At 65.8% G+C, this 17,814-nt stretch carries 13 protein-coding genes; 6 read left to right on the top strand and 7 right to left on the bottom strand.

All coding sequences use genetic code 11. The features are described 5' to 3' along the window. Nucleotides 1–210 precede the first annotated feature (210 nt). From H9Y04_RS18145 to H9Y04_RS18130, 4 genes are all read left to right on the top strand, one after another. Nucleotides 211–1,503 carry a helix-turn-helix domain-containing protein gene (locus H9Y04_RS18145; RefSeq protein ID WP_187814909.1) on the top strand — a complete coding sequence of 431 codons (1,293 nt, stop codon included), beginning with the start codon at nt 211–213 and terminating at the stop codon, nt 1,501–1,503. 60 nt (nt 1,504–1,563) lie between these two features. Continuing rightward, complete coding sequence (locus H9Y04_RS18140; protein WP_187814908.1) at nt 1,564–2,811, top strand: restriction endonuclease-related protein; 1,248 nt, start codon at nt 1,564–1,566, stop codon at nt 2,809–2,811. 119 nt (nt 2,812–2,930) lie between these two features. Then, a complete protein-coding gene (locus tag H9Y04_RS18135) occupies nt 2,931–6,116 on the top strand; it encodes a hypothetical protein (RefSeq protein ID WP_236070956.1) in 3,186 nt (1,061 codons plus the stop codon). A 15-nt stretch (nt 6,117–6,131) separates the two neighbouring features. Beyond that, nucleotides 6,132–8,951 carry an RNaseH domain-containing protein gene (locus H9Y04_RS18130; protein WP_187814907.1) on the top strand — a complete coding sequence of 940 codons (2,820 nt, stop codon included), beginning with the start codon at nt 6,132–6,134 and terminating at the stop codon, nt 8,949–8,951. Nucleotides 8,952–9,408: 457 nt separating this feature from the next. On the opposite strand, the gene H9Y04_RS18125 is transcribed toward H9Y04_RS18130, so the two are convergent. Beyond that, nucleotides 9,409–10,719 carry a hypothetical protein gene (locus tag H9Y04_RS18125; RefSeq protein WP_187814906.1) on the bottom strand — a complete coding sequence of 437 codons (1,311 nt, stop codon included), beginning with the start codon at nt 10,717–10,719 and terminating at the stop codon, nt 9,409–9,411. 690 nt (nt 10,720–11,409) lie between these two features. Between H9Y04_RS18125 and H9Y04_RS47745 the strand changes: the two genes are divergently transcribed. Next, nucleotides 11,410–11,874: a restriction endonuclease gene (locus H9Y04_RS47745; protein ID WP_308801021.1), complete on the top strand. Its 465-nt coding sequence runs from the start codon at nt 11,410–11,412 to the stop codon at nt 11,872–11,874. Nucleotides 11,875–12,015: 141 nt separating this feature from the next. Next, nucleotides 12,016–13,122: an endonuclease NucS domain-containing protein gene (locus H9Y04_RS18115; RefSeq protein ID WP_187814904.1), complete on the top strand. Its 1,107-nt coding sequence runs from the start codon at nt 12,016–12,018 to the stop codon at nt 13,120–13,122. Nucleotides 13,123–13,195: 73 nt separating this feature from the next. On the opposite strand, the gene H9Y04_RS18110 is transcribed toward H9Y04_RS18115, so the two are convergent. The 6 genes from H9Y04_RS18110 to H9Y04_RS18085 all read right to left on the bottom strand — a co-directional run bounded on the left by H9Y04_RS18110 (nt 13,196) and on the right by H9Y04_RS18085 (nt 17,677). Then, nucleotides 13,196–13,633, bottom strand: a complete 438-nt coding sequence (locus tag H9Y04_RS18110; RefSeq protein WP_187814903.1) for a hypothetical protein — start codon at nt 13,631–13,633, stop codon at nt 13,196–13,198. An 8-nt stretch (nt 13,634–13,641) separates the two neighbouring features. Then, nucleotides 13,642–14,022, bottom strand: coding sequence for a hypothetical protein (locus H9Y04_RS18105; RefSeq protein WP_236070955.1), 381 nt, complete (start codon nt 14,020–14,022; stop codon nt 13,642–13,644). Nucleotides 14,023–14,137: 115 nt separating this feature from the next. Continuing rightward, on the bottom strand, nt 14,138–16,447 hold the full coding sequence (locus H9Y04_RS18100) for a hypothetical protein (RefSeq protein WP_187814902.1): 2,310 nt from the start codon (nt 16,445–16,447) through the stop codon (nt 14,138–14,140). 53 nt (nt 16,448–16,500) lie between these two features. Next, complete coding sequence (locus H9Y04_RS18095; protein ID WP_187814901.1) at nt 16,501–16,929, bottom strand: DUF6507 family protein; 429 nt, start codon at nt 16,927–16,929, stop codon at nt 16,501–16,503. An 83-nt stretch (nt 16,930–17,012) separates the two neighbouring features. After that, nucleotides 17,013–17,324 (bottom strand): pore-forming ESAT-6 family protein, encoded by a 312-nt coding sequence (locus H9Y04_RS18090; RefSeq protein WP_187814900.1) that lies wholly within the window; start codon nt 17,322–17,324, stop codon nt 17,013–17,015. Between the two features lie 20 nt (nt 17,325–17,344). Beyond that, nucleotides 17,345–17,677, bottom strand: a complete 333-nt coding sequence (locus tag H9Y04_RS18085; RefSeq protein ID WP_187814899.1) for a hypothetical protein — start codon at nt 17,675–17,677, stop codon at nt 17,345–17,347. Between the last annotated feature and the right edge of the window lie 137 nt (nt 17,678–17,814).

The following is a 17,814-nucleotide window of genomic DNA, read 5'->3' as shown; positions in this document are numbered from 1 at the left end:
CGCGCACATCAGGATGGCTGCGGTCCCCACCCACTCAGGCGGCTGCATACGCCTATGTCTCCCTGCTCGCACGGCCGCGTGCAGTGAGCCGTCCGCAATGGCCTTCGACCTAACCGGTGTTGGTCCGTACATTCCTCATCCGCAGCGCCTGAGGGGAACCACCCACTCCATACCGAACGTTCGGGTGCCTGTATGGGTATGCCCATTGTCATGAAGTCTTCATTGGAGTTCTATGGAGATATGCCACTGCCAGTGCGTGTGATAACTCCCGCCCGCCTTGCGGCACTGCGGGAGCGCGCAGGGCTGTCCAAGGCTGAACTTGCGCGGCGCATCGGGGTGTCGACGCGCATGGTGTTCTTCTACGAGGAGGGGCGACACACGCCGACCCCGCAGCGCCTGCAGAAGATGGCGACGGCGCTGCACTGCGATGTGGAGGAGCTCACCGGAGTCCGCCGCGGGGAGGAGAGGCTCGTTGATCTGCGGTTCGCGGCCGGCCTAACGCTCGATCGGGCAGTGGAGCTGCTGCGCCGGACGGCCATCGGCCGTGAGCTTGGCCTGTCGGCTCCGAGGCTCTCGGCCTTGGAACAGGGGCGGCCTGTGTTGGGCCGGAATTGGCGCGACCGCGACTCGGTGGGACGCCTCCCTGCCGCTCTGGCCAAGATCTATGGTGTGCCCGCGCGCATAGTCGTGGACGCTTGGATGCGTACACGCCCTGACGAATCAGCGCCAGTACGGCCTAGGCACCGGCCCCAGAGGGATTCGAGCGGCTCGGCGAATGCTGCCTGGCAATCGTTGAACGAACGGCAACAGGTCTATCTCGGTGAGGTCCTGCGGGACGAGCGCATGACGGAGACCGAGATGTGGATGCGCCGCACCCATCATCTGCCCGTGCCCCACCCCGCAGAGTGGCGGAAGCTCCCCCTCGCCCTTGATGCACCAGCGCATGTCGTGGGTTATACGCGTCTACAGGAACGGCTACGGCGCAGGGGAGTTCACGACCCTGGAGCTGGCGCGACCGTCCATGCTTTGGCGCGTCGAGGACTCCTGGTGACGAACACCGATGTGGTGCATCACCATGAAGCTGGCGAAGTGACCAGGGTGCGGGTCGAGATGACGAGGTTGGGCCGAGCGGTCGCCCGTGCCGGGTTGGGCGAGCACACGGAGCAGCAGCCAGACATGCCGCTGCTGTCCGAGTGGTTGTGGGGAGTCATGACCAGGGTGGCCGAAGCAGGACCGGACGGGCTGGAGCGGGACGCACTTTCTGGCCGAGCTCCGTTCTACCTGGGCGTCGGCTACAAGAACAGGTCCGCGGGGCGGCCGAGCCGGGGATTCATCGACGAGGTGCCGGTACCGGCGGCCGATGGGAGCCACGTCATCGGGTACCGGTGGAAATTGACTCCGATCGGTATTCGACACGCTGCTGAGTATTTGACCGAGTACCGCCGCCGGTATCCACAAGTCGATACCACAGGCATCCCGAATCTCGCCGAAGAACCCCCTTAATCCGCCTGTTCCGTACGAGGCCACGACGATTGTCAGTGGCAGCTCTTACCCTCTGGGCTCATGAACAACGCGACGAACAGTGGTGTTCGGTCGGCCGATGAGCTCTGGGTGAAGTCCCTGGTAGCGCGCTCGATTTTACGTGCAGCCGACGCGATGACGGCCCCTGGCGTGCCCCCCTCCGCCCGACTCGGGGTCTTGATGGAGTGTCACGGCGCGCTGCAAGCGGCGCGTGGTCCCGGCAAAGAGCTGTCTTTTGCAGACTTCCGGCGCCAGGTGCGCGGTGCCCCTTCCCGGCTCCTACCTGAAGGCGTCCCGGGGTGGGACGTTGATGAACTGCGCGCGGTCGATGCCGACGGACACGTCACGGAGGACGCCTTCGACATCGCCTCGGAGCAGCGCCTGGTGCTCCGCATCCTGCAGAAGAACGGCCGAGGGGTTGGCCTGCTCAGCGGGCAGGACTTGGACGACGAAGTCGCACAGGAAACGGCTTTCGCCCAACTGTGCAAGGCGGGTACCCAGCAGGTCTACGAGAGCGGACGTGCCGATCTGATCCGCTACCCGGCGGGCCCGACGAGCGAGCTGAGTGAGTTGAGGCTGCCTCCGCTCGTCGTGGATCTGTACAAAGACATTCCCTACGCCTCGAGGTACCGGGGCTGGTGGTTCGCGTGCCCCGTGTGCCGGTGGCCGATGCGCGTCGCCCTGCGTCGCGAGGCAGGCCGGCAAGTCGGTGTGGTCGCTTGCTGGCACACGCCGCACCAGGAGATGGGCGCCACATACCGCTTCCGCCCGGTCGACGGGATCGTGCCGCCCGAACTAGTGCCAGAACCGCCCCCACCACCTCCGGACAAGCGGGAAGCTGTCCTCTGGCCCGACCTGGAGTACGTACCGGAGGCGAAACCCGTTGAAGGGCACAAGGCCCTGGTACGGGGCGTGTGGCGCTACACCTGCGTGCCCGGGCTGGCCGAGTTGGCGCTGCGGGACCGGCTGGTCGAACTCGGCCTCAAGGTGGAACTGTGGCCCGCTCTGGATGCCTACGACCTTTGTGTGCACGTCGGGCGTAAGCGAGCCCGAAAGAAAGAGCAACTGCGCGTCGACGTGAAGGACTACACCTCCGGCACGGCGCTTGCGCAGCTGATCCACGCGCAGGAAGGCGACAGCGGGGGAGCAGAGTGGCTGGTGGTTCCAGACCACCGCGCCAGCCAGGTGCACCTGCTGTCTGGGGTAGGGGCGAGATACGGGCTGAAGGTAGCTGCGGCGTCCGCGTTTGGCGAGATGGTCTGTGAGCGCTCGGGGGTGACCTGGTCGTGAGCGAGCCTTCTGCGGAACACACAGCCCTGTGCGCCTCCCTTGCACTGGCTGCCCACTACTTCCCTGACACGTCCGAGGATGAAGCACCCGCGGGCCCCTTCCGGAAGGCAGCCTTCCTGTTGTCTGGGCAATTCCGGGCGTGGGATCGGTGGTCGGAGCTGACGAGCGAAGAGCGTCGGCGCATCGTCGACGTATACCGCAACGCTCCGGGCAGGTTTGGTGACGTACGGAACTTCACTCCTGCCGCCCGCGCACTGCTCGCATCTCTTGCCGACGAGGACCCTGGCGAGCCCCAGAAACTGCTCACCTTCGAACCTGCAGGTGGAAACCCGCTCGACGCCGAAGCGGCTATCCCCCGGGTCGGCGGTGACCTGCTGGCGTACGTCGACCGGCAGATCGCCCGCTATCGGCGACCCAGTTCGCGGCCGACGCCTCCTGAGTTCGCCGGCCCTGGACTCTGGAAGACAGGGGAGATCAGCGTGCAGGGCGTCGGCCAGGTGCACGGCCAACTGACGATCCCCACCTATCCCGACTTCACCGAGGCGTTCGGCCACGACCGCCTGCCTCATACCGTCACCGCGCCCCCGCTGGACAACCTCCGTATCCCCACGGAAGATCTGCTCGATCTGGCCGCGCAGATCGAGAGTGGTGAGCCGGAGGAGAAGCGCTACCTCCACGCCGTCCTCAAGGGTCTGTTTGCCGTCCTGCAGACGTCCGACTCCATCAGCCCGCAGGAAGCGCTACGGATGGCGGCCGGCGGGCTGGAGATCTTTCACGCGCCGACCGGAACGGGCAAGAGCGTCTTGGTACGTGTCCTGGCCGCGTGGTTCGCTCAGCAGGGCCACAGGGTGGCCATCGTGCTGCCCGACATCAAGGCGTGCCTGGCCATCACCCGCAAGATCCGGTCTGACCTGCGCGCCCTCCAGGGGCTCGGTGTCATCAAGCACGAGACCAGCTGTGCGCACCTGATGTCGTCTGCAGGCATGCACGACCGTGCGCACAAACTAGCCCGGCTCATCGACGAGGACCCGCAGGCGCCCGGAGAGTGGGGCGAGAGCGGCGAGCGGGACGTGGACCCGCTCTCCTACGGCTGCGCTCAGCGACCGCTGTTGGAGTCCAACGCCGACTATCCGCCCGGCCGCGAGCCCTGCCTTTCCCTGTACCGACAGGGCCTGGGCGCGTCCGCCTGTCCATGGATTCCCACCTGCGGCAAGTTCGCCCCCGTCTACGAAGCCTGCTCAGCGCACGTGGTCGTGACGAATCACTTCGCCTTCCTACAGGGCAATCTACGCATCGGCGTGAACCTCGACGGGCGCCCCGTCCAGGGAGTCAGCGTTGCCGAGTTCGCGTTGCGCACCTGCCACGCCGTTCTGGTCGACGAGGTCGACCAGTTCCAGTCGAGGGCGGTGGATCGATGTGCCGGTGAGGTCGTGCTGCACTCCAGAAGGCACTGGACCGCGGCCCCGCAGGAGATGGACACGGACGCGAAGCGGCTGCCCATTTCGGCGGAGGCCAACCTGCAGTTGCCGATCGGTCACGTGCGGCTGATGGCGGAGTTCCTGCTGCTCGCTGTGTGTAGCAATGCTCTGCGCCTGGACGTCAGGGACGACGAGCTTGCGGGGAACCGAATGCCGGGCCGCACCGGGCTGCGTTGGCATCTGGCCCGCGGGCGCGACCGGCAGTTGATCGGTCTGCTCTGGCCGGATCTGGCCGCCTCCGGGGACTTGAATCTTCCAGCCGACCTTGCTCGACGCCTCCAGGACCTCATGCCCGCCCGCTACCTGCAGCCGCGTGTCACGGAGACCGATCCGACGGAGGTGGGGTGGGACGAGGTGCGCCGCGCTCTGGAGGCGCTGGTGGCCCCACGCGGCCAGCAACTGCTCGCCGCCGTGAAGCTCGACCTGCACCAGCTGCTGGAGTCGCGGGTGAAGGACCCGCACCAGCGCGCCCAGGCAGTCAACTTGCTCGTCACTCGGGCGACCATGAGCGAGCTGGACGAAGCACTCTCCGAACTACGCACCTCCGTGCAGCACTACCGCCCCTCGGGGCTTCGCTCGGCGCAGCGGATCGCGGAGACTCTCAGCCCAAGCGCCGTCTCGGCCGTCCTCCCGCTTGGCCTGCTAGGGCGCGCCATTACGGGATACCGAGTAACCGGCCTGGATAAGCCGGAGAGCGATGCCCAACTTGTCGCACAGAGCATCGCGGGCGATCCGCACACCTTCACCGCAGAACTGGGCGGTTTGGTCTCACTGTCCCTGGCTGGGGTTGAGCGTCCCGTCATGGGGCTGTCCGCCACGGCGTACTTTCCCCAGGCCGTACGCGAGCACGTCCACGCGCCTGTCCGCTGGTGGATGACCGATGCCCAGGCCCGTTCGATCCGCGCTCGTCGCCACCGGATCGAGTACGGCGAGGGACACCCCATGTACGGCGAGCCGATCAAGATTTCGGGTCAGCACCCCAGCCGCAAGAAGGGTGCCTTGATCGAGCTCGGCACAGAGCTGTACGACCAGTACATCCATCAGGAGCTGGAGCGGCAGCGGGCCAAGGACAAGGACCGTGCACACGTCCTGGTCGTGGCCAACTCCTACCAGCAGTGTGCCTGGCTGGCCCGAGGCATCGCTCAGGCCGGCACCTACCGCAAAGGGCTCTGCGTGGCCGTCCGTGACGGCGACCGGCACAGCCCCGACTCCGACCTGCCTCGGGAGAACATCGCCACTCGCCTCACGGCCGAGCAGTTCGAGGACTTCCCCCAGTACGGCAACGTCCTGGTCGTCCCCCTGTCTCTGATCGCCCGCGGTCTGAACATCGTCGTCGGTATCCGTTCCGCCGTGCGCTCGGTCTACCTTTGCGTCCGACCTCTGGCGCTGCTCGCCGAACCCTCGGAGATGTACGCCAGCGTCAACGCCGCCGGGCTACACGCACTCCCCGAGGGCGGCGCCGCCAACCCCGACGACGTATTGGCAAACGCGCGCACCGCCGCGTGGCAGCGACTCGAACTGATCCTGCGCGCGACACCTCAGTTCACCTCCATGCCCAAGTCGCTCCAGGAGGAGGTCGTCGCGGGTGTCGTCGTCGATCTGATCCAACTGGCCGGACGCGCCCGCCGGGGCGGCACCGAGGCCGTCCTGCACCTGGTCGATTACGCCTTCCACGAGGACACATGGAGCTCCGACCTGGAAACGGTCCTGCGTCGTATCCACGAGCAGTGGCCGCCGGCAGTGAAGCGGCAGATGAACGACCTGTACGGGGAGGCCCTCAACGCCTTCCTCTCCTACGCAGGCATCGACCCGACCCTCACCCACTGAAAAGAGTCGAGACGAGTGAACGACCAGAACCTCGAGCCGGGCAAGTACCTGCACGCACTGGCCTACCGCTGTACTCCCTCTCTGGTGGGGAACGCGACGGTTCACGTACGCAGGCTGGATACGGAGACGGCCAAGCTGTGGGCCACATTCACCGGTCAGTGCAGGAAGCGTTTCGGTAAGGAGGAAGCCCAGGCGCCGTACAGCATCGCCACGACCGTGCTCCAGGTGATCACAGGCGGGTACGTCCATTTCGAGCCGACAGGCGCGGCACCGTTCTTGGTGTCCCGACAGCCGATCGACAGCGGACTCCTGTGCAAAGCCTTCACCTTGATGCACGGGTTGGCACTCGGCGAGCAGGCAGAAATGATCGATCTGCGGCAGCCGCCCGAGCTCGCATTGCGCATCGCGCGGACCCCTGAGCGAGAATTCGCGCTGAGCGAGCACCTGGCCGGGGCCAAGGGGGCACAGCCGGAGGCTCCGAACTGGCTTTACAACAGCGTGAGTTGGGAGTTTGCGGAGCGCCTCGCAGCCGTGCCCTTTCAGCTCTCCAACGGTCGCGAAATTACGACGCGTCCCGATACCACCGGCGGCCTGGTCGCGCTGGACGAGCCCTGGGAGAACGAGAGCGGCGGTCGCTACGCCGTGTGCCGCACGGCGGTGCGCCTCAAGACCCTGCCGAACGTGCAGCACCCTGTGCTGCTCTTGGACTCGCGCGTCTCTCGAATCTCGTCGTCGTTGATCTTCAGCTCCACAGCGCTTGCTGTCCAGCCTGGGGAGGGCCGCCCTGTGCTGGAGATCAAGCTCAATGGGCGGGGCGGGATGAAGACGATCCCGCGGCAGACCTTGCAAACGCTCGGCCGGCTGGAGATGGACTACTCGATTCTGCGGTCCATCGCCAAGCGTTCGGAGCGTGAGCAGGAGGTTCGCGAGCGAGCCAGGTTCTACAAGGAGAAGTTGCAGTTTCCTCCCGAACACCCCGGCCAGATCTGGCCCATTCCCGCGAAGAACTACCAACACCCCATCGGTACCGGAGTGGGCATGCACCACCTGCGGCTCCTGCGTGCCCACGCAGACGCCGTCTTCGGTGATGATGCCCAGCGCCTGACCATGCGCCAGTCCACGATGACCCTTCCACAGCGCCCCAATGACCCCGAGAAGATCTCGGCACAGGAGTACAAGCGCCGCAAGGAGGAGCGAGAGCGTACCGGCAGCAAGGAGGCACTGCGGCCGCGTGGCAGCCTCTTCCCGTCGGCGGAATCGCTCTGTGCCTCGGTCGACGAAGCCAGCTTCAAGAAGCTCCGCATCATCTGTCTGTGGTACCGAGATGAGACCCGGCAGCGCATGCTGCAAACGTTCTCCCACGCGTTCGGACTCAGCCCTGTCGGCCTGGACACCCAGGAAGGCGTCGAGCTCGACCTCTACCAGGGCCGCATTACCGCCGTCTTCCATCACGTGCCGGACTTCCTACGGCCGGGTCGCGGGCGGGACCGGGCGGAGGCACTCGCGGCTGTTGGCGCCTCGCTCAGGTCCCGCGACGGAGTCCTGGTCGGCGCGTGGTGTGAGACCGAACTTCCGCACGCCGATGACTTCCCCGGCATCGATGCTCGCGACCTCACTGATCTGGACGCCAAGCCGCAAACGAAGGCCGTCCTGGCCCGTCTCGACACCCCGTCGCAGTACCTGATGGGCCGTGGCAAGGCAGGAGTAATCGAGCCGGGCGGCGAGGATCACCCGGCACAGATGGCTCTGCTCGACCTGTACCGCTCGCTCGGTATCACCGACGAGCGGATCTCGAACGCCCTTCAAAGCACGAGCGGATTCCCGGTCGACCGACTGGCACATGTCGGCGTGCACGTGCGACAGCAGAACCGACGATTCGGCGAGAAGGGCGAACCCAAGATCATCATTACGGCCACGGCGCTGATCCCCCCGCCGTCGCCGCAGGGGGCATGGTCGCTGCTCGGCTGGAGCTCCACAGCCCCGGTGTGGCGCCCCTACCGGTCGGCTCAGAACGCCTTCCACACCCACCCGTATCCCGAGCCCTCCGCCGAAACGACGAGCTATCGGCAGAAGTGGGACGGCGCCGCCGACATGGTGGAACGCGCCCTGGGTGACCTCACTGACGAGCTGGACGGCGTGCCCTACACGGTCACGGTGGACGTGCAGTCCGCACGACGCATGTGGGACGGCTTGCAGAACGTGCGTCTCGGTGAACATCTCGGGCAGGCCGGAACTGACGGCAAACGTAGCCGGTATCAGCTCCCTGGGGCACGGCTCGGTCAGGACGCCCCATTCGCCATCATCCGCCTCAACACGGATGGCGAAGAGGTTCCGCAACCCGTCAGCGTCACCCACCTGGGCAAGAAGGAAGGCGCCGAGCCAGCCGAGAAGGACACCTCGACGCTGCTCTTCGAAGTCGCCAGGGACTTCGGAACGCCGGTGTGGCTGCTGTGCAACGTGCCGCGCGCCTACGACGGCAGCGGCGCCGGCCGACTGGGGTCCAAGCGCACGCGGTGGGAAGCCGAGAAGTCGGTGCAGTCAGAAGACCGGTCGAAGCGCCGAAAAGGTGAGATGTCGCAAAACTACTACGCCATGACCGCCACCGAGATCCTCCCCATCGGGGGACAGTCCGACGAAGCACGTGCAGCACTGGCGGCCATGACCGCACGGCTGTGCCATCAGACCCTCTTCTGGTCCGACCGCGCCCGCTACCCGGTTCCACTACATGCGGCACGCCAGATGGACTTCGACCACCCGCAGTACCGGCGCGAGGCCATCGATGCGGAGCCAGGGTCCGGGGACGAAGAACGGTCAGAGGGAGGAGCCACCGAGTAGCGGTCTGAATAGCACTCAGACAAACCACAGAAACCGGGGCCCTTGGACATCGACTAGGAGAATGGAAGCTGAGACAAGACGAGTACCACACCGGCGTGGTACTCGTCTTGTTCGTGTGAGCGACGCGGAGGAGGCAAGGCGCGCACACGTCAGACATCTGCCCCAACACGCCTTCCAAGTCTTCGTCTTGAGGTACAGCGGTGAGCGTAGGTGTCGTGACCTGCTGGGACTCGCTGGTGGGCAGGCTCGGTGAACGGTGCTGAACGAGGTGGATGAGACCAGAACTGAGACCACCGGATGCCCACGACGCTTGCCTGATCGGGCCTCGGACTCCGACGCGCCACCGCCAACCATGCACGAGCTCGTTAGGGCCCGCAGAAGAACAACGTGCGTGCTTGTGTTGCGCTGACTTGGGGAGTCAAGTCTCAGAACCAGCAAGTTAATTCTCTGCAGACCCTTAGCCGGCCAAGCCTTCAGCCCTTTCAGGGTTTCTGGGAGCGTCCCACTTTGCCCACGCTGCCTCAGATAGTTCACCCTGCGGCCCGTGCCAGCGCATTCGATCGATCTGCCTACTCCCCAGGACAGAACCGCATATCTGTCCGTTGGACATGCAAACCTCGAGCAGGGCAGCCATCTGTTGGTCAGTCATCGCGTGTGCGACACCATTGAGGACTTGAAGGATAGCCGCCCCGCCTTCGTATGAGGTCGCTTGCGCGGCCAAGTCAGTCAGCTTCGGGACCAGCTGTGGATCGGGATTCTCCCCGAAGTAGTTGGCCAGCGGACCCGTGTATCCCCGTACGGCGTTGGGGGACGTGATGTCCTCAAGCCGGTCAAGCAGCATCTTCCCGACAGGTGCGGGAGGGAGAGGGCCGTAGAAGAGTACGTGCGTCTCCATGAGATCTTGGGGCTTGGCCTTGCGTAGCAGCTCGTCAACGCGCGCCCGCGTTCCATCGTGTAGTGCATCCCAAGTTCCGGGTACGTAGCACAGGCCGCTAACCAGGGCCATGAGGCCAGCGTCGTCGAGGTGGTTCTGCACACGGTCCAGGACGACGCGAAGCTGCTCGTCAAACAACCCGGGAGCGATCTTCCGCAGTTCCCTCGCCGTACGGGCACAGCGCCAGCGCTGCCGCAATGGGACCTCGGGCTTTAGCGTCTCCTTGCAGACGACCTTGACCAAGTTCTCCTTCAACGCCTTCGTCCCGTGATCCATGTAGCTGGCACGCAGATGATCGTTGAGCCGCGCATCATCTTCAGGGAACGAGTCGGACCCCAGCTCCCGCCCAAACCTCTCAAGTGCCCTGCGGCCGGTAATCGCAGGCTGCGCCAGGAGAGCGTCCACAGCGGTGGTCAGGTGCGCGCGTACGAGTTCAGGGGAGGGAGAAAAGAGGTCATCACCGTCTGACACGAAGGCAGGGTGGGCACAGAGATGCCGATCCTGGTAGAGACGGTGCAGTTCCTCGGCTTCGCGTGAGCCGATCAGCTCCAATCCTTTGTGCGCCTGAACTATCAAGTTGCGCTCGAACTCCTGGAGGTCACGACGGTTCTCCGTGCTGATGGCCTGGTCCAGTTCGTCGCTCAGTTGGCGTGCAATGCCGCCTTGCTCGGCCATCAGGCGGGTCTTGCTGATGATGTCCGCTGCCACCGCGATCCACGTGGAGATGAGTGCCGCCCGGTACGCGCCGGCGTTGTACGCGGCCACAGCCTCCTCTACGTATCTGCGGGAGGTCTGTGACCGCACCTGGTTCTTGAGATCTTCCAAAGCCCTCATGCCCACCCCTCCGAGACGACCGACACCCAAGCAGCGTAGGAGGAATGGTCTTGTGGAGATCACTATTTGCGACAGGACGTCTTCGGCGCGTGCGACAGTTCTCTAGAGAGCTTCTTGGGGGTGGCCTCCCTGTGGCTTAGTCGGCCGAGCCTCCGTCTCGCATGGCGAGGCCGGCGGAGAAGCCAGCATCGCGTAGACGCTGGGCGCCCTGGACGATGCCCATGACAACCTCATCGGCCACAATGATCTGAAAGCTCTGTCGGTCAGCCTGCGGCAGGGGAGCGATGACGCTGCGCCGGAATCGCACAGCACGTTGCGCCATGAGACGAGCGCCTTCGCGTCACGGGACGAAACCCTCCGCGGGAGTACACGACTCGGCCATTGGCTGGTCAGCGCCCTTACGGCTGCCCCCACAGGCCCCGACACTGGTCTTCTGAGATCCGGGGGTGGGCCATGGCGGCAAGACGAAGGCGGCGGGGATCGGCTGCGCGGAAGCGTCGGCAGCAACTCAGAGCCGGTGCTGTGGCTGCGGGGCTGGTCGTGGTCCTGCTGGCGGTGTTCTGGTCAGCGATCTGGCCCCATCTCGTGGGCGTACTCATACTCGGGGGAGCCGCCTTGGGCGGTTGGCGGTTGTGGCGCACAGACCGGTCAATCCGAGACAGTGATCGACAGTGGCGCCAGGACGAGTCCGTGAAGGCCGGTCACCGGACACTCGCCGAGGTCGACGTAATGACGGGGACGGAGTTCGAGGACTTCGTCGTCGACCTGTGCCGGCGTGACGGGTGCACTGACGTGAAGAGAGTCGGAGGGTCTCACGACAACGGGGCTGATGTGCTGGGATGCCTGCCGGATGGGCGGCGGATGGTGATTCAGTGCAAGAGGTACGCTCCCAAGAGCAGGATCCCCAGCAGGGAGGTCCGAGACTTGCTTGGTTCGAAGGTGCACTTCAAGGCCGACGTCGCGATCTTTGCCGCCACCACGTACTTCAGCGGGCCAGCTGCGAAGTTCGCCACGGAGAACAGCATTCTCGCGGTCCACCGCGATCACCTCGGGCTGTGGAACGACGGAGCCTCGCTGTTGTCGCTCACTGCGGTGAACGGCCTGGGGCAGGGGGACCGGCGGCACCAGAAGCGGTGGAAGGCAACGTACGAATAGAAGGGCGCGTGTGCTCGTATACCAAAAATGACCTTCCGCAGCTGTGGCAAGGCATGCCAACGTACGGATCCGTAAGCCGGCAGCGGGGGCCGAGGCTCGCGCAGTCGCCTGTGGCCAGCACCGATGGAGTGGGGGCTCGAGATGCCGTTGGAGTTCGGGTTGTGGCGGGTCGATGACAAGCCGGTGCGGGTGGCTACGCGACCGATGCGGCTGGAGGCCCGGCTGGAAGAACTCATCGAGGCCGACCCGGAGATCGTGGGCAGGACGCTCCTTCTCATCGGTCGCCAGGTGCAGACCGACCACGGGAAGTTCATTGACCTGCTCGGCATAGACGCCGAGGGAGCCCTTCACGTTCTGGAGCTCAAGCGGGACCGCACGCCCCGCGAGGTCGTCGCCCAGCTGCTCGACTACGGGTCGTGGGTCCAGGACCTTAGCAACGAGCAGGTGCGAGAGATCTATGGGGCATACGCGCGAGGGCGCGGGCTGGCGGAGGAACTGGACGAGGCGTTCGCGCTTCGTTTCGGCGGCAGCCCGCCGGACGCACTGAACAGCACCCACCACCTCACGGTCGTCGCGAGCGAGATCGACGCCGCGACCGAACGGATCGTGACCTACCTGGCCTCGGGCTACCAGGTCCCCCTCAACGTGTTGTTCTTCCGCCACTTCGAAGACGAAGGCCGCTCCTACCTCGCACGCACCTGGCTGATCGACGAAGCCGACACGGCCGCGACACCCGCCGCTTCCAAGGCCCGTGGGAAGCAAGAGCTCTGGAACGGCACGGACTGGTACGTCTCATTCGGCGAGGAAGCCGGGAGTCGCAGCTGGGATGACGCACTTCAGTACGGCTTCGTCTCGGCCGGCGGGGGCGAGTGGTTCTCCCGCACGCTGCGCTCCCTCCCCATGGGGGCGCGGGTGTTCACCCACATCCCCAAGACGGGATACGTGGGCGTCGGCACGGTGTCCGGCGAGCCACAGCCCTTTGAAGAGGCGGTCCTGAGCGTCGGCGGAGAGGACCAACAGATGGCCGAGCTCCCCCTCAAAGGCAACTACCGGGCCGGTGTGCAGGTGTTGGACGCCGAGGGCGGAGAGGATCGACGCGAGTGGATCGTGCCTGTCACGTGGGAGGCTTCCGTGCCACGCGCGAAGGCGCTATGGCGCACGGGCTTCTTCGCCAACCAGAACTCGGCCTGCAAGCTCCGCGCCCGCTTCACGATCGACGAGGTGAGCCGTCACTTCGGTATCGCCTGACCATCGGAGGGACGTCGGCTCAGCAGAGGTGTCCCAGAAAGGTCGGCGCAGCCACCCCTGGACCTACGGGCGCCTACTCATAGGGCAGCAGGGTGGCCTCGGCCTGCTGCTGCATCAGCGCGACGCGTGTGATCGATCCCGCTTCGGCGATGAAGAGGTCCGGGACGTGGTCTTCAAGGAAGCGGAGGGAGCCCACAGTCCCGATGGTCGTCGTCCGGGCGCCGAGCCAGGACAGCAGGGAGTCCAGCAGCGAGAACCCGTCGGGGTGGACTTCCTGGCGGACTGTGAGAGACCAGCCGCGCCTTCCGTGCTGCAGGTCACCGGTCACGAGGCCGCCGATGCGTGTGGCGGGGCCGCGGTAGCAGAGCAGCGGCCAGTTGTCCGGATCGTCCGGATCGGCGAGAGGCTTATGGTCCTCGGCGCCCAGATGCCAGCGCAGCGAGCTGAGTTCGTTGTCGCTCAGATCGCTGGGAAGGTCCAGGGAAAGCTGGAGTTCGAAGAGGTCGCTCATGCAGTCCGTTACTCGCCTTCGCCAGCCGAGGATGACAAGCCCAAGGAGAGTTCGGCGCTTGCCATCATGCGTACGACCTCGATGGGCAGGTTCCTGAATTCGACCATCACGACGTCGGCAGGGTCGACGCGCTTGGCGCTCGCTTCGGAGTTGGCCGTTTCGATCACATAGCGGTAACCGCGCGGCGATGAGGGGTCCTCGGCGACCACCCAACGCACACCGTGCAGGTGGATGAGCGCGTCGGCCAGGTATGAAGTGAGATCCATGTGCAGGGCAGCCCAGTCGGACTGCTCGAACTGGTTCAGCGGAAGGCGAGACACGTAGTTCTGCAGTGCCGGCAGCAGGCTGAGCGGATTGCTCGTGTAGGTGCTCTCAGGGACGCTCAGCATGTCTGCGAGGCTGAGGGCGTTCCTGTGCATTTGCGTGGCCCACTCTGCCAGGTCAGCAGGTGGAACTTGCGGGTTGTGCTGGGGCATTGTGCGTCTCTCAGGTGCGTGGCGGTCGCTAGTTCTTCTTCGGGTGCGGCCCGTACTCGACGAAGATGATGCGGGCGTCCGTCAAGTATTTCCGCAGTGCTGGCGACGGGCCTCCGTGAGTGAAGACCCATCGGGGATCGAATTTCGGATCCATGCGTCGAAGTGCTAGATCCTTGTGGATTTCTTGCTTCATGTGCGCGTTGAGGGGGACCTCGTTCTTGACGGCCTTGTTGCTGCCGTTGTCCAGGGTGATGGTTCGGTAGTTCAGGTACGTCTTGACCTCCACCCCCAGCGTGCGGCCCCCTGGCATGTCCACCGGGACATCAACGTACCTTCCGCCCGGCGTCGAGACAGGATAAAGGGGATGATCGTTCTCGGGTACCGGGTAATGGCGCTCAGGGCTGCCTCCGTAGATATCCCGGAAGTAGTCCTGGCCTCCCCTCCACCGGTCCTCCCAATGGCGCGTATTGCGGATGTCGCCCAGAGTTACCTCGGACCTCCCGGGCGGCAGTGCGGGACGAGAGAAGTCAGGCTCATCGTCAGGACGGTAACCACGCGGCTCATCAGGCGAGGGAGTACTTCCGGCGTCGGCACCGCCTTCGGGGGCGGAATCCAACCCGTCGCCCCCGGACACAGCATCGTCTCCGGGCCGGCCAAGGTCGTCGAGGAGTCCGCCGCCGGAACCGCCCCGCCTGGCTCCAGCGGGCGGTTCGTGTCCCCCGGAGGAACCGCGCGCGAGGTCGTCCGCACCACCGCTGCCGACACCGCGCGTCCCGCCGCCGGTGGCGCTATCCGCCGGGCCCCCTGGTCCAGCGCCACGCGTACCACCACCGGTTTCCAGGTCCATGCGGGCGTCGGGGATGGCGGCCTCAGCCCGGGCTGGGATGGTCGCGCCGGCTTCGGCGCGTGCTCCGGCGCCGACCAGTACGTGATCATCCACGCGGCCGATCACGTTCGCTTCGTCGGCGTTGCCCAGCCGGTTCTTGCCGGGCTCGGGGAGTGTCTCGTCGAGGTGGCTGAGGACGGCGCCTCGGCCGTTGATGATCGCGCCGTCGGGGCGGAGGTAGACCCCTTTGACGCGCGGGTCAGGGATGGCGCCGACGGGGACGGCATCGACTCCCTTGGGGACCCGGTAGGTGCCGTCCGCTGCTGGGGTGAGGCCCTTGGGGGCGGCCGCTCCCTCGGGAAGACCGACGGTGCCGTCCGCGTGATGCACTGCGCCCTCGGGCAACTCGATGACACCGGTCGGGAGTTTGCCGTACCCCATGTTCTTCAGGCCGGCCATCAGCTCGCTGACCTTCGTACCGGCCTTGAAGCCGGCGGTGAAGGTTAGGGAGACGGGGTCGGAGAACTTGGCGATCTTCCCGGCCATGGCCGCGGCCTTGGCACCGAGGCCGGCCTTGCCCGCGGCTGAGAGGCCGGCGCCCGTGCCACCGGTGAACACGGTGGTGATGACGTTGAAAGTAGTCGCGCCGGCGGCGCGACCGGGCTGGGTGTCCCACTGGTCCCAGGCGACCATCGCCTTTCCGGTCTCCTTGAGCGCGGTGCGGGAGTCACGGACCCAGGAGGGGAGCTTGTCGTCCGGGGTCAGCAGGAACGCGCCCGCGGTCAGCGGGTTGGCGACCAGCGCCAGACCTGTGGCGAGTTTGCCCAGGCCGGTCCACGCCTCGCCGGCCTTGTCCCAGCCGTCCACACCGACCAGGGTGCCCAGGCCCTTGATGGTGGCCCAGCCGCCGTCGATGACGAAGCCGGTGAAGAAGTTACCGACATGCTCGTAGGACTGGTACCAGGGCACCGATTCCTCGACCGGCTTCCCCCAGGGCAGCTCCTCGACCTGGGACAGGACGTCACCGGTGTAGCCGTAGTAGCCCTTCTGGCCGGGCTTGCCGTTCATCTTCAGCCCGGTGCCGCCCACCAGCGCCACGATCGCGTTCTGGCACGCGACCTCGGCCTCCATGAACTGGCCCCACACCTTGCCGATCTCGGTGCGCCGGGCCTCGTTCTCGTCGATCAGGTCGCCGTCCTCGCGCCAGTCCGGATCGGCGATCGTCATGTCGCGAAAGGCGATGGCCTCCTGCGTGAGCTGCTCCAGGCGGTTCTTCAGGGGGCGCACGGTGTCGGCGTAGTCGCCGAGCGCGGAGGCGACGTCGGAGACGTCCAGGTGCAGCGAGTCGGCGGCGCCGACCACCGGCAACGTGGTCGCAAACAGCTGCTCCGCCTCGGGAGCCTCGTAGAAGGCGGAAAGCCCACCGAAGGTGACATGCACGTCACCGGCGGCATCCGAGATCTTCTCGCCGTCCTTGCGCAGCGCGGTGACCTTCTCCTCCAGCACCTCCAAGTTGCCGGTGAAGACCGGGACCTCGTTCGGGTTGACCGGCTCGGTGTTGTCACTCACTGCCGGCCCCGCAGGTCCCGCAGCATCTCCAGGTTCACGGTGCGGGCGGCATCCTGGGCCTGCTTCGCGGTCTCCAGATCACCCTCGACGTACTCGCGGGTCGCCAATGCGGCGCCCGTCATCGACGCCTCGATCCGCTCGGCGATGGTCTTGAAGTCTGTCTTCGACTTCCCCTGCACGAACTCACCGATCCCGGCCGCCACCGGCCCCATCGCCTTCTGGGTGAGCGGCGAGTTATCCGGACCTCGCTTGCCCGGAACCGTCGTCTCGGCCTGCGAAGGAAGCACCGCGGTCCCGGCAGCTTGAGCCGCCTCCTGCAGATGCGTCAGCAGGGCGGTCAGCGCCTTCTCCACCTCACCGGCCATCTCACCGGTCTTCTCCAACTGGCCCTGAACACCCTGCGGACGAATATCCCAGCGCGTCATCGACAACCCCCGTACGAACAAGAACCTGAGCGATCAATCGTGGCGAACCGTTCCCGCGCCGTCACCGAGCGGCGCGCGGTCGTTCAGCCGATGGAGTCGACGGCGGCCTTCGCGCGCGACAGGGTCTGCTGCGCGGTGCCGTCGTTCTTCTCCAGCGTGGTCTTCAGGAGCTGGATGATGGTGCGGACCTCGTTGGAGGCGCGGTTCCAGCGCAGTTCCTTGTCGTGATACGAGTCCGAGACACCGTCGGCCTGGAAGTCGGCCATGGCCGCCTTCACCGCACGGTCCCGGTCCGTGATCACCTGCTCCAGACGTGCGATCACGCCCTGGATGTTGCCCTGCGCGTCCGACGACGCGGCCACGTCGTACGAGCGACGGTCAGCATTCGAAGCCATGATTCAGATCCCCCAGTCAGTCAGCGGCCGCCGAAGCGGGCGGCGTCGAAGTTCGCGGCAGCCATGTTGGAGCGGGCATTGTCCGCCGACTCCTGGTCGCCCGTGCCGAAGGCCGAGTCCATGCCTGTCTGGCCGCCGAGAATCGCCGACAGCGCGCCGTTCAGGGCTGCGGTGATCTCGTCCGAATTGTTCTTGAAGGAGTCGAAGGCCGCCTTGCCGGAGCCGTTGAACCGGCCCTCCAGCGGCTGCGCAGCAGCGATCAACTGACGGATCAGCGACCCTAGATCGTCGCTCGAACCCTGCGATTGCGACCGCAGATTCGACAGCACTGACGCACCCATGTCGAACTTCACGCGAACCCACCCCCGTGGATCTCGGTCTACAGGCAGAGCCCGAACCAGCCCTGCAATCCCGTCCTGCGCATGCGGAACACACGCACCACGGGGTTGGATCATCCTGACCCGAATGCCCTTGCAAACACAATGTGGAT

The organism is Streptomyces polyasparticus (assembly GCF_014493765.1).
GTDB lineage: Bacteria > Actinomycetota > Actinomycetes > Streptomycetales > Streptomycetaceae > Streptomyces > Streptomyces polyasparticus.
Note: the sequence above shows the minus strand (reverse complement) of the source record. Positions and strands in the feature narration are given on the sequence as shown.

Excerpts from the sequence above, each read along its gene's own strand:
- H9Y04_RS18145 (WP_187814909.1), top strand. The coding sequence starts at position 211 with ATGAAGTCTTCATTGGAGTTCTATGGAGATATGCCACTGCCAGTGCGT.
- H9Y04_RS18140 (WP_187814908.1), top strand. The coding sequence starts at position 1,564 with ATGAACAACGCGACGAACAGTGGTGTTCGGTCGGCCGATGAGCTCTGG.
- H9Y04_RS18125 (WP_187814906.1), bottom strand. The coding sequence starts at position 10,719 with ATGAGGGCTTTGGAAGATCTCAAGAACCAGGTGCGGTCACAGACCTCC.
- H9Y04_RS18115 (WP_187814904.1), top strand. The coding sequence starts at position 12,016 with ATGCCGTTGGAGTTCGGGTTGTGGCGGGTCGATGACAAGCCGGTGCGG.
- H9Y04_RS18110 (WP_187814903.1), bottom strand. The coding sequence starts at position 13,633 with ATGAGCGACCTCTTCGAACTCCAGCTTTCCCTGGACCTTCCCAGCGAT.
- H9Y04_RS18105 (WP_236070955.1), bottom strand. The coding sequence starts at position 14,022 with ATGCTGAGCGTCCCTGAGAGCACCTACACGAGCAATCCGCTCAGCCTG.
- H9Y04_RS18095 (WP_187814901.1), bottom strand. The coding sequence starts at position 16,929 with ATGACGCGCTGGGATATTCGTCCGCAGGGTGTTCAGGGCCAGTTGGAG.
- H9Y04_RS18090 (WP_187814900.1), bottom strand. The coding sequence starts at position 17,324 with ATGGCTTCGAATGCTGACCGTCGCTCGTACGACGTGGCCGCGTCGTCG.